A 12352-nucleotide genomic window follows, 5' to 3' on the forward strand; every position below is an offset into this window, starting at 1 on the left:
GCATAAAATCCTTTTGCTGCAGTCTCTCTTTCAACTATTAATGATATAATTTTATTTCTGAAGCTGAAGCAAATCCACCATCCCCTGCTACCACTTCAAGCTTTACATACCGAGCATCTACTTTACTGAAAGTTGCATTCTTTGTAGAATTATTATTTGCCCACGTTCCAGTCGCAACCTTTGTAAAATTAATTCCATCCATACTTGTGTATATGTTATAACTAGTTATGTTCCCGTGATTACAATTATCTTGTCTTGGAACATAAGTTAATTGTGATACGCTGGTAACTTCATTAAGCTTTATCGTAATGTATGGGGCCTTATCACTTCCATCCCATAACGTATGCCACATTGTTGCACCGTTTCCGTCAACTGCATTTTTAGCATCATTACCAGCTGAAATTTCCTCACTTGAGACACCTGCAACTGATAAACTTGTGTGCGGTATTAATCCTGTTGCAGCAGTATCAGTAAACTTTAAGTTAACAGCATCACTTGCTGGGTTTGAACCAACAGCAAATTTTCTAACTGTTAAAGTTACATTTCCTGTTAAATCCGGCAAATTAGGAGCAGTTGAATTATATTTTGTCCAATGCGAACCTTGATCGATGCTGAATTCCATCGTACCGTCTATACCAAAAACTAAATTCTCATCATCATTTGCAGAAACATTCACTTTACCAGCTTTTCCAATTGGAATTAATAAAGGCTGCTCTGTTCCAATCACTCTTGTTAAAATACCGTTCGTTGAATTGATTGCTGCTATTTCTTCATTACTCAGAAGTATATCATTGCTTGTAGCAGCTTTATACGTTTTTCCCCCATCGATACTGTATTCCGTATCCGGTTTAATTCCCATTAATTTCCCTGCATTTACTCCATCAAAACTAAAAGTAGCAAGGCACAATCCTAAACTTGGCATTTGATCTATTATTTTATTAGCTACTTGCTTTTCATTTACATTCGTTATTGCGTTAAATGCATTTAATATATTTACAGTATATTGCTGAAGCTTCGCTCTATCATCTGTATTCAGAACCTGGCTTTTTATTTGAGCAAGAAGATCCATCATCGGTCTTGGCTCATTCGCAAAAGAAGCAATGATGCTGCTGTTTAATTCTTGCCACTGCTCATCCGTTACATTTGGATTTTGCAACATGAGAGAAACGTAATCTTTCCATACTAAGAAATTAATTGGTAATATATTAGTAGCTATTTTATAAATTGCAACTTTGTTATCTGATGAAGTCATCGCTTTCGCTAACCAGCGTAATCGCTCTGATTGATCTAGTTTTACTGGGTCACTTTCCGCATCTTCAAATAGTAAGATGTACGGTACTTGATTTTTCAATTTATCATCTGACCAAGGAATAACAGTTCCACCATGACGCTCCGATTCACCCCATCCAAATATATCATTCCCTAAATACCAAGAAGATGGTTTGTCATTCCAGATGAGTGCACAATGTCCAGGCTGTCCAACAGGCATAGCTGCCACACCAAAGGCTTGACTGACTTGCGTACCAAACTTCGAAATATTACCGCATACTCCACCATCTCTGTAAATTGAGGAAAGATTCCAAGCTAAACCGTAGAATTTATCATTTCCAGCTTGAATGCTAACTCCATCTTTGTTATATGTTACATATTTAATCAAATATGCACTTTTTCCTATCTTATCTTGGCTTTTAAGTTCTGGATGTTCCGTATGAATCATGTTTCTTGCCCAAGTTAAATCTTCTTCTGGTGACCAAGTATTCACTACTAATCTTAAATGCCAAACATCATAAGTTCTAAAGACAGGAAGTAACTCATTATTTTGATCTGCTGTTTTATAATATTGGTACCTCGTTAATGGATTAATAGGTTGATTATTTGTCCAATATTTTACGGGTTCAGCATGAGCTAACGATGTAGCTATCGCTAATTTTAAATACAATCCTTCATGAGAATCTGCATCTGTATTCCATATGGTATTCCATATCTCAAGTGCATTTACAGGGTTCTTCCCAGTTGGACTGCCGCCTTCAAGAAACGTATTCATTACATCTGTATTTTTCATAACCCAGCTAAGAAAATTTTGATGGGCAGCATCTTTTTTAGCGAATGCATCCATTGCTGCTGCGCCTGTTTGTGATATGAATTGCCACTGAGCTAAAGCTGCTGCAAATACTGGGTCTGCAAGCTTACTTTTCAAATTCGCTTCAGTGAGTGCCCCAACCTTTTCATTTAAATATGTTGTAAGATAACTCAAATGATCTTCAAAATTACCATTTGCAATTGCCTGATCTGTCTTTTGTTTCAATGTTTCTTGAGTCAACGACACCGTTTCAGCTGAAACTTTCGTATAAGGAATCGTAACAAAGCTCCCTGAAACAAGTGACATCGTTAATACGAAAGATAAAGTTCTTTTCAAAATAAGCCCCCCTTGTGTGTGTGTTTAACGGATTACCCTTGCAGCCTCCTTCCTTACATAGAGTGAAACTTCCATCAGTGTTTTTTTCATTCTCCACTAATGGAAAGCCCGCCCAATCAGGCATTTACGGACAGTTATCCCCCACCTTTCTTCTTAAGAAAAGCGGAAGCGGCTCGCTCAGAATTGCAGGACGCCCGCGCACCCGACAGAGAGAAGCCTTTTGCCTCGTCCGAAGGTGCGAAACGACCGGAGATTCTAGCCGCTAGAGCTGGACAATGATTCTATTGGAATCTTGAGGTGAGGGTCTTATTACCCGCAAATAGTAAAATAAAAAATCCCCCATACCTAAAGGCATGGGGAATTAAACTACCAACATCAGTAAAACTTGGAAGTTTCCTAACCTTTCGGCAACTGGCTGACATAGTGGCATGCACCTTAGTCCCTATAGCTTTGCGTCATTAGCTTTCACTAACTTTGCCTTTATCGAGTAAAATCCATTAATTTGAATATAACAAAATTAAAAATAATTTTATATATTTTTAAACTTTTTTAATCAATTTTTTACTTCATATTTTCTTAGCGTTGTTAAAAACGGTGGAATTGTCTTGAAAATGGGCCTATCGTTGTAAAAAGAGGACTTTCTTGTGAAGTTCTCTTTTTTATCCCGCATTAGCTGGCTGTTTTCCCCCTTTCATTTCTTGCCTTTCACTACATTTTAAAGTAGAAATTTTAAACTAACTATATCTTTTACTAAATACGTTTACTGCCTATTTCTAATTCTTCTATTAATCTCCCTAAGTGAATTTGTAATAATTTACGCGGGGCTGCTTTTCGGACAATGCCTTCTTGTGTTAAATCATTTAATAAACCCGTTACCGTTTCACGAATACTCCCTGTCATATTTGCTAATTCTTGATGAGTAATGGAAATTTCAAGCTGTCTCCAATCCTCTGCAGCTTCCACTACTATCCCAAATTTTTCCGATAATTTGTAAAGCAAAAAGAGCAATCGTTTCCGTGCACTACTATGTGCCATATGCTCTAACAGCTCTTCCATTTCCTTGACACGAATAGATAGTATCTCTATGAACTTTAAAGCGATGTCCGGTTTATCGTGTATAATTTTTTGAAACTGAGTTCTATCTATTTTACAAATAAGAGAATCTTCCCATGTTTCAGCATATACACCCTCAGATCCCGTTGTAAATGTACCCACCGCTCCAAACACATGCCCTGCACCTAATATGTCGAGTGTAAGCTCTTTTCCATCTTCAGACACTTTATATAAACGCACTTTACCTGATTTAACTAAATATAAAAACTGCTGCTTCATATGCGGAGAGGTAATGATTGTCCTTCTTTTCATTACATCAATAGGAGTATCCTGCTCAATTTTCTTTAATTCCTCTAACTCTAGCTCATCAAATAAACGTATTCGCGATAAATATTTTATTTTATCCATGAACTTTCCTCCCATTGTAGTCTCGACTACATATTTTTAGAATAATATATACTACACTCTTATGTAAAAGTATGTATTTTACTATCTTATCAAGGGGGAAGTCATATGAATATCGTTATTATTATCATTCAATTTATTTTGATTGGTATATTTTCAATATCGTTTTTCCTAAAAATTTCACGTGCAAAATCAATGGTTCATCACTGGAATGAATATCGCTACCCTATGTGGTTTATGAATGTGATTGCCTTATTGGAGCTCATCGGGGTTATAGGAATCATTATTGGTTTTTGGAGTGATAGATTCTTACACTATGCAGCTTTTCTTATTATTGTCCTTATGTTAGGAGCTTTGTATGCTCATTTCTTCCGTGCGAAGCATAAACCCATTATGGCACTTAATGCGTTTATTATGCTTGTTCTTTCTATTACAATTCTACTCGCTTAAGGAAACAGGAAGTTTAAATAATAGTCAATGGAGGGATAACTTCCTCCACTGACTCGACAATAAGGTTATAATACAACAGCTGTATGTATTAAAATGTTTTCAAACCATTCAAAGCTATTTTAGTTGTATACAGCATCCACCTTCTTCCGTTTGAATGACCAATATACCTAGCGCAAATTATAATGGATTTTTGCAAACATATTAATTTCCATGGAAAAATAAGTTACAATAAACCAAAGAAAAGTAACGGAATTTATAAACTATAGGGGTATAAGAAAATGAACAATAAACTTCATGAACTCAATAAACAAAAAAAACCGCTATTCGTCACTGTGTATGACCAATTGTATAAATTAATCATGGATGGAACATTTCCTCCAGACAGCAAGCTTCCAACAGAACCTGAATTAGCTAAAATATTTGGTGTAAGCAGAATGACATTACGACATGCTTTGGCACTTTTGAAGGAAGATGGCTTGGTTAAAAATATACATGGAAAAGGGAATTTCATTACAAAATTTCATCATAATGAAAGTATGGATGGCTTGGAGAAGTTGGGGAATCCCTTATATAAATGCTATACGGAAAAAATAGATGATATCGAATTGAATTTTCGAATTGATCTAGTAACGGACTATGCAATGCAAGTATTAAATCAAGAAATGACTGCAGTGGTTGCGTTGGAACGCTGGTATAAAAGTAACGATAAGATCGTAGCTTTTGCTTTTACGATGATGCCAATAGAAGCGGTTTCCCAATTAAACCTTGACTTACAAAATGAGAAGCAAGTTTTAGAAATATTGGAAGAGAAAGTATATGAACTAGCTAATTCCTCTACCATTGAAATTAAACGTTCTAATTCCGTCAATACGCCGTCATTAAAATACAAACTTTTCCATGGAGAAGAATGTGATTTAATTTTAGAAAGTGTCTATATCAGCGATAAATATCCTGTGGTTTATAATAAATACTATATACCAATAGAATTTAGTCAAATTAGGATTAAAACATCTAAATGAGTTCTATACTTAATTTGGAAGCGATGGATTTCATATGAAATCCATCGCTTTTTTGTAACAAAACAGACAAATTCCGAAAGAAAGATGGGTTGTGAGCGAAATAAAGGTATGGTATCCTTTTCATTGTTAATATATATACAAGTTTTTAGACAACTATACAATGTTGTATATTACAAAGAGTTATCATGGATGATCATGAAAGCGTAATCAACGAGTATGATGTTTTTGGGTTACTTATGCAAATCCTTCCTTGTAAATATCACAGGAAGGCAAGGTGTGGTATCGTTTTTGTTATTCATATGCGTACAAGCAGTTAGACAACCGAACGATATTGTATATTTTAACGGATTTCACGCATGATGATGAAAACGCAATCAAAAAGTAAGATGTTTTAATTATTTATGGAAACGTTTCCTTTTTAAACATCATAAAAAGGAAACCCAGCATATGAAACAAATAGTTTAGAAATTACTGACCCCATCCTTTAACGAAAGGATCAATCGGTAGTGAAAAGCGAGACAATCATGAATCAGGAAGATAATTTCCTGAATAATAAAAGGAGAGAAATATGGCTATGTCTACAATAACTGCAGATGTGAGCATGAAGAAAACTCAGGAATATAATGCTAAGAAAGCAGTACCTATTACCTTACTGTTATTTCTATTATGTTTAGTAATTGACAATTCGTTTAAGATTATTTCTGTTGATATGGCAAAGGATTTTCACATTTCAGCGACAACAGTTAGCTGGCAAGCAACGCTAGCTGGACTTGTAATTGGAATTGGGGCAGTGGTTTACGCAGCTTTGGCGGATTCCATTAGTATTAGAAAACTTTTTAGCGTTGGTATTATTTTAATATGTGTCGGTTCAGTCATGGGATATATTTTTCAACATTCGTTTTTACTAGTTGTTATCTCACGAATGATCCAAACTGCGGGTTTAGCATCGGCTGAAACATTATATGTTATCTTTGTAACGAAACATTTACCTGCAGATGAACAAAAGAAATTTTTAGGATTAAGTACAAGCAGTTTTGCTCTTTCACAACTTATCGGTGCATTAACTGGGGGGTATGTTTCTACGTACTTCCATTGGACAACTCTGTTTTTACTTTCTTTAGTAACGCTTTTCACTCTTCCTTTTATTTTAAAATATCTTCCTAAGGAAGAAACGAAAAACAGTAATGTAGATGTATTAGGATTATTTTTAGTAGGCACGATTTCAGCATCCCTACTACTATATATTACTGATTTCAACTGGATGTACCTTCTCTTATTTATTGTTGCAATTACATTGTTCCTTACTTATATCAGTAAGAACTCAAAAGCGTTTATCGGAATTTCATTCTTTAAAAATAAACAGTTTATCTCATTACTTGGAGTTGCTTTTGTAATTTACTCTGTACAGTTAGCATATATTTTCGTATTTCCATTCTTGCTTGAAAAGATTTATGGTTTGAAGCTAGATACCATTTCATTATTATTGATTCCAGGCTATATAGCAGCAGCTACGGTTGGGGCTCTTTCTGGAAAAATTGCGAAGGTTCTAGGAAGCAAGCAATGTATTACACTCGCTATGTGCAGCATTATGATCAGCTTGCTATTAGGCGGAATCTTTATAAAAACTTCTGTCGTTGTATTTGTAATATCTATGGTTTTATTCTCTAGTTCATTTGCATTCATGTATGCACCATTACTTGATTCTTGCATTTGTACGATTGAAAAAGAAAAAACAGGAACAGCAATCGGATTTTATAATTTAACTCTTAATGTCGCTATGTCAATCGGAATTGCCTATACAGCAGCAATGATGGACCATTCCGCAATGCGAAAAAGCTTCCTAGGAACTATGAGCAATCCGGATGCTTCCATGTATAGTAATATCCTATTCATTCTCGTACTCATTACCCTTTTCAGTTTATCTCTGTACTGGGTATTAGTAGGACGAAAAGCGAAAAAATAGATTATTGGACAAGTTGTCTATTAATTAACTAGTTATATAGAATCTCTTTGTAAGAAAACTTTAGGACATAGTAGAACCCATGGACAATTTAATAAAAAGACCATGAAAAATCAAGCACTTAAAAGATGGTTTCGGTATTCTACCGGAGCCATCTTTTTTAGTGTCCATAATTCGGGGTACAGTTCACCTTTTATCCCGCATTAACGTGCAGTAATACTCCCACCCCAAAATTCAGCGAAAGCAAAGAAGTTAGGTGGGAGATAAACTGCCCGTAAAAGCCCGATTGGTTCAACTAATAATCAGTGGGGGATGAAGAAAACCCCCACTGATTAAAGTTTCACTTTATTTAATTGCCTCATGAACCTTTAACTGCTTCCCTTTTATCGTTGTGTTTTTCATTACTTTTAAAACAAGGGGTCCTTTTCCGTTTAATATTTCAACATAAGAAACATTATCCTGTATCGTAATAATCCCTATATCATCCGCTGTAACACCTGGAATTTTGGCAATTGTACCAACAAAATCCACTGCTCGGATTTTCTTTTTCTTCCCGCCATTAAAGTAAAGCTTCATGATTCCCTTATTTAGACTAGCACTTTTATCTTTTTTAATAATTGGCTTAGCATTTATTTTTTCTTCAAATGCCGCCTTTCTTTTTGTAACTTCTTCTTTTAAAGGTGCATCTATTTTTAAAATTTCAAAACCGATATACTCCTCGATTTCTGCTAGAAATCTCTCTTCATACGGGGTTACAAATGTAATTGCTTTTCCGCTATTACCAGCACGTCCTGTTCTTCCTGTACGGTGTACGTAACTTTCTTTTTCTAATGGAATATCGTAGTTAATGACGTGGGTAATATTCTCAATATCAATTCCTCGTGCTGCTACATCTGTCGCTACTAAATAGCGGAATTTCCCTTTTTTAAAGTCATTCATTACTGCAAACCGATCTTCTTGCACCATACCACCATGAATTTTATCACAAGGATAGCCAGAACGTTTTAGCTGTCTAAATACATCATCTACATTTTCTTGCGTACGGCAGAAAATAATGCAACTATCTGGATTTTCAATAGTTGTTATATCTTTCAGAAGAGAGAACTTCTCTTCTTCCCTCACTTCTAAAAGACTATGTTCAATGTTATCTGTCGTAATACCAGATGCTTTAATCTCGATGTTGATTGGTGATTTCATATATGTACGAGACAAATTTTCAACATCTTCTGGTAAGGTCGCAGAAAACAGCATCGTCATTCGGTTCATAGGTAGTTCGTCAATAATTGCTTCTACTTGATCGATAAAGCCCATATTTAACATTTCATCTGCCTCATCAATCACCAAATACTTCAAATACTCTAACGAGAAAGTCCCTTTTTCAATATGATCTAATACACGTCCAGGAGTGCCGACAACAATATGTGTCTTTTGCTTTAGTTCTAATTTTTGACGCGCAAATGGAGATTTTCCGTAAACCGCAGTTGCTTTAATACGCTTAAATCTTCCTATATTCGTAATATCTTCTTTTACCTGCACAGCAAGTTCCCTTGTTGGTGTAAGGATTAACGCCTGCGGCTTATTTTCTTCCCACTCAACCATTTCACAAAGCGGAATCCCAAAAGAAGCTGTCTTACCGCTTCCTGTTTGTGATTTTACAACAAGATCTTTCTTTTCTAATGCAATTGGGATGACTTTCTCTTGCACTTCTGTTGGCTTTTCATATTGTAAGCTAGCAAGTGCTCTTACAATTTCTTTACTCAATGCGTAATCGTTAAAACTTTGTGGACTCATGTACTAACCTCATTTTGTTATATATTCTTTTATGTATTTTTCACCATTGTATGAATACCATATGCATAAATACAATATGTTCCCCTTGGCATCATAAAGTGAAACTTCCATCAGCGGGAGTTTCTTCCTCCCCCACTGATGGAAAGTTCTCACCAATCAAGCAGTTATCCCCCACCTATCTTCTGTAGAAAAGCGGAAGCGGCTCGCCCAGAATCACAGGGCGCCCGCGAATAACGGGATAAACTCGAATGCATCAACGTAGAATATTAATAAGTATACGTCATTTATGCTACCACCGATACTAATTCTACATAAGATTTTAATAAGCCCTTGAAAATCTTATGTGAAACCAATATTCTAATACTATTAACTCTCTACTTAAGGTTGTGTTTAACATGCGTATTAATAAGTACATTAGTGAATCCGGAAAAGCATCTAGACGCGGTGCAGATAAATTAATCAATGACGGAAGAGTCACGATAAATGGAAAGGTTGCGAAAATAGGCAGCCAAGTCGAGCCTGGGGATGATGTTCGTGTAAACGGTAACCCAATACGGATGGCAAGAAATTATGTTTATATTGCCTTAAATAAACCCGTAGGTATTACGAGTACAACAGAAAAAAATGTTAAGGGTAATATTGTTGATTTAGTCAATCATCCATTAAGAATTTTTAATATCGGGCGACTAGATAAAGATTCAGATGGCTTAATACTCCTTACGAACGACGGTGATATAGTCAATGAAATTTTACGTGCTGAAAATAAGCATGAGAAAGAATACATTGTTACAGTAGACAAGCCGATTACTCCTGAATTTTTAAAACGAATGGCTGAAGGTGTAAAAATTTTAGGTACGAAAACGCTGCCTTGTAAGATGGAACAACTTTCTAAATATGTTTTTCAAATCACTTTAACACAAGGACTAAATCGTCAAATTCGTCGCATGTGTGAAGCGCTTGGATACGATGTTTATAGACTACAGCGAACTCGAATTATGAATATTCATTTAGGTAATCTACCCGTTGGACAATGGAGAGACTTATCTAAAAAAGAGCGCAATCGATTATTCCAAGACTTGAACTATGAGCCAAAGGAATGGTAAAAAAGATGGACCAAAACAGTAAGAAACTGTTTTGGTCCATCTTTTTTTATTGTACACGTTTTGCGTGGCGCTCGTTTTCCTATCTATTTCCCAAACCTTTTGCGATATCCGCATTTTCTACATAGTTCCTCTACTGCTTCTCTTCGGGAAAATCCATCTACAAGGTTGTTTGCTCGCTCTCCTTCGATAATATCAGAAAATGAAGCATCATTAATATTACCAAGGTTGATAATGCCCTCACCATCTAAACAACAAGGGATGACCGTTCCGTTCGCTAAAATACCCGCTTGATTTCGAAGGCCATAACAGAAGCCCTTTCCATCGTCTTCTTCTTCATGCAGTGCAGGCCACTGAAACTCATAATCTTGATTGATGAAGATGCGTTCCGCAATTTTCACGCCACTTCCTGGTGTGACCTTCTCTTCAATTTTGTATGGTAAATCAAATTCTTTCTCAATAATTTCTAACAGCTGTCTGTTTCGTTGTATTTCAATATTCGTCTTATTGTCTTGCGTTAAGTTCCATAGTCTGAGCGAAACAATCAAATCTGATTGGCTCGTTGCTTCTTTAATAAAAGAAAGTATACTTCGCACATATCCTTCCTTATCTTTAGAACCTTCGTGGCCATCAAAGCTATGAAGCGAAAAATTCATCTGTCTAAGTGCAGGCTTATTTAATAATTTGTCCCTCTTTTTATTAATTAATGTTCCGTTCGTTGTAATATTAACTTTAAACCCTTTTTCATGACATAAATCTAACAATTGGTCTATTTTAGGATGGAGCAGCGGCTCACCTTTTACATGTAAATAAATATAGTCTGTGTGAGGTTTAATTTGATCTAATCGCTTTGAAAACTCCTCCACAGAAAGAAATTGCTTCTGCCGTTCTGTTGGCGGACAAAAGCTGCATGCGAGGTTACATACACTTGTAATCTCTAAGTAAAACTTCTTAAACTTTTTCAATCTCAATTCCTCACTTCTTTGACTACTTAGAATATTGTTCTATCACTATTACAGCATAATTTTTCATAAATGGAAACATACTTATTCAAGGAAACTACTGTTACTATTTTCCCTGTTTAGAAGAATGGAATTGTATTTGGATCATTAATAAATTTCGATTAAATTAACTCTCTAAGTTGTTTGTTTTCATTTTCTAATTTTTAATATTCCATTTTAGTGATTCAAGGAATGCACTATTTTAATAGATTACATTAAGACGTTAATCAATACTGGATAATGAATAAAGAGAATAATTGCTTTGTTTCTGTACAAAAAAATCACCATTCTCCCATTTCTTCTAAATTGATGAGAGAATAGTGATTTTTAAACTTATTTACCTCAGCAATTGAAATCTCCTACTTGATTTCAATTGCTGAAGTTATATCGTTCCAATCCGCAGCCAGATTAGCAGTTTTACCATACCAATCAGAGTGTCTAAATAAGACTCCTTTTCCATATCCTTGAGACGAAGTATGCTCCCATAGCGTAGTCGAATAGCTTGCAGAAGGTGACGCCGTGCTTATGGAAGAAATTCTGTCATTCCAGCTAGCAGGTAAGTCTTTAAAGCCATAGCTCCAATAAATATATTGTCCACCTTTATTTGCATGCTCATAGAAATCGGTACTTCCAGGGCCGCTACCAAGGGGATTTATTTGGTTTTTAAGTCTTTCTTTATCTTTTTCGATGAAAGCATCCAATGTTTCTCTGCTCGTAAATCCATATGCCTGCCAATCTCCCTTTTTATTCTGTTTAGGCAGAACCATGGTTATTTGTATGTCTTCGTTGGACTTATTATTCACTTTAGCCAGGGAATCCACATTCTTTCCGTCTACAGTTAAATAGTCGAACGATTTGATCGTATTATCTTTTTCTGCACTTGCTGATATCGTTCCCAATCCTCCAGTTAATGCAAAACCAGCTGCTAATGCTCCTACTACTAACTTCTTAAACATACAACCATCTCCTTTTTGCTTGAATTTTTTGGTACAACTAAAATGTATAGTTTTTTTATAATTTTGTAAATATTAGGAATTTTTAGAAATATAAGACAGAATATTTATTGTTTTCTGTTTAATATTTAGAAAAAAATGAATCCTTTTATAAAAAGATACGAAAATTTATTGCTGAAGTATCGTCCCATTGCCATCAAGTTA

9 protein-coding genes and 1 riboswitch are annotated in these 12352 nt (G+C 35.3%); of the genes, 4 read left to right on the forward strand and 5 right to left on the reverse strand.

Translation table 11 applies throughout. The features are described 5' to 3' along the window. Window positions 1-37: 37 nt before the first annotated feature. Together AB1279_RS18820 and AB1279_RS18825 are read right to left on the reverse strand one after the other, a co-directional pair. A complete protein-coding gene (locus AB1279_RS18820) occupies window positions 38-2386 on the reverse strand; it encodes a discoidin domain-containing protein (RefSeq protein WP_429761480.1) in 2349 nt (782 codons plus the stop codon). Between the two features lie 433 nt (window positions 2387-2819). Beyond that, window positions 2820-2905: riboswitch (cyclic di-GMP riboswitch) on the reverse strand. A gap of 261 nt (window positions 2906-3166) precedes the next feature. After that, window positions 3167-3877: a Crp/Fnr family transcriptional regulator gene (locus AB1279_RS18825; RefSeq protein WP_336483623.1), complete on the reverse strand. Its 711-nt coding sequence runs from the start codon at window positions 3875-3877 to the stop codon at window positions 3167-3169. 105 nt (window positions 3878-3982) lie between these two features. Here AB1279_RS18825 and AB1279_RS18830 point away from each other — a divergent pair, with 105 nt between their 5' ends. From AB1279_RS18830 to AB1279_RS18840, 3 genes are all read left to right on the forward strand, one after another. After that, a complete protein-coding gene (locus AB1279_RS18830) occupies window positions 3983-4324 on the forward strand; it encodes a DoxX family protein (RefSeq protein ID WP_429760327.1) in 342 nt (113 codons plus the stop codon). Window positions 4325-4602: 278 nt separating this feature from the next. Continuing rightward, window positions 4603-5343 (forward strand): GntR family transcriptional regulator, encoded by a 741-nt coding sequence (locus tag AB1279_RS18835; protein WP_429760329.1) that lies wholly within the window; start codon window positions 4603-4605, stop codon window positions 5341-5343. Between the two features lie 574 nt (window positions 5344-5917). Next, window positions 5918-7306, forward strand: coding sequence for an MFS transporter (locus tag AB1279_RS18840; RefSeq protein ID WP_429761482.1), 1389 nt, complete (start codon window positions 5918-5920; stop codon window positions 7304-7306). Between the two features lie 342 nt (window positions 7307-7648). On the opposite strand, the gene AB1279_RS18845 is transcribed toward AB1279_RS18840, so the two are convergent. Then, window positions 7649-9094, reverse strand: coding sequence for a DEAD/DEAH box helicase (locus AB1279_RS18845; protein ID WP_429760331.1), 1446 nt, complete (start codon window positions 9092-9094; stop codon window positions 7649-7651). 386 nt (window positions 9095-9480) lie between these two features. Between AB1279_RS18845 and rluF the strand changes: the two genes are divergently transcribed. Next, on the forward strand, window positions 9481-10197 hold the full coding sequence (gene rluF / locus AB1279_RS18850; RefSeq protein ID WP_429760333.1) for a 23S rRNA pseudouridine(2604) synthase RluF: 717 nt from the start codon (window positions 9481-9483) through the stop codon (window positions 10195-10197). Between the two features lie 83 nt (window positions 10198-10280). On the opposite strand, the gene AB1279_RS18855 is transcribed toward rluF, so the two are convergent. Further along, window positions 10281-11159 carry a radical SAM/SPASM domain-containing protein gene (locus AB1279_RS18855; protein ID WP_429760335.1) on the reverse strand — a complete coding sequence of 293 codons (879 nt, stop codon included), beginning with the start codon at window positions 11157-11159 and terminating at the stop codon, window positions 10281-10283. 395 nt (window positions 11160-11554) lie between these two features. After that, window positions 11555-12151, reverse strand: a complete 597-nt coding sequence (locus AB1279_RS18860) for a hypothetical protein (protein WP_429760337.1) — start codon at window positions 12149-12151, stop codon at window positions 11555-11557. Window positions 12152-12352: the final 201 nt, after the last annotated feature.

The sequence above is a fragment of the Bacillus sp. S14(2024) genome (genome assembly GCF_050473785.1).
GTDB lineage: Bacteria > Bacillota > Bacilli > Bacillales > Bacillaceae_G > Bacillus_A > Bacillus_A yunxiaonensis.

Coding starts and splice junctions, on each gene's coding strand:
- AB1279_RS18820 (WP_429761480.1), bottom strand. CDS start 2,386: ATGTCACTTGTTTCAGGGAGCTTTGTTACGATTCCTTATACGAAAGTT.
- AB1279_RS18825 (WP_336483623.1), bottom strand. CDS start 3,877: ATGGATAAAATAAAATATTTATCGCGAATACGTTTATTTGATGAGCTA.
- AB1279_RS18830 (WP_429760327.1), top strand. CDS start 3,983: ATGAATATCGTTATTATTATCATTCAATTTATTTTGATTGGTATATTT.
- AB1279_RS18835 (WP_429760329.1), top strand. CDS start 4,603: ATGAACAATAAACTTCATGAACTCAATAAACAAAAAAAACCGCTATTC.
- AB1279_RS18840 (WP_429761482.1), top strand. CDS start 5,918: ATGTCTACAATAACTGCAGATGTGAGCATGAAGAAAACTCAGGAATAT.
- AB1279_RS18845 (WP_429760331.1), bottom strand. CDS start 9,094: ATGAGTCCACAAAGTTTTAACGATTACGCATTGAGTAAAGAAATTGTA.
- AB1279_RS18860 (WP_429760337.1), bottom strand. CDS start 12,151: ATGTTTAAGAAGTTAGTAGTAGGAGCATTAGCAGCTGGTTTTGCATTA.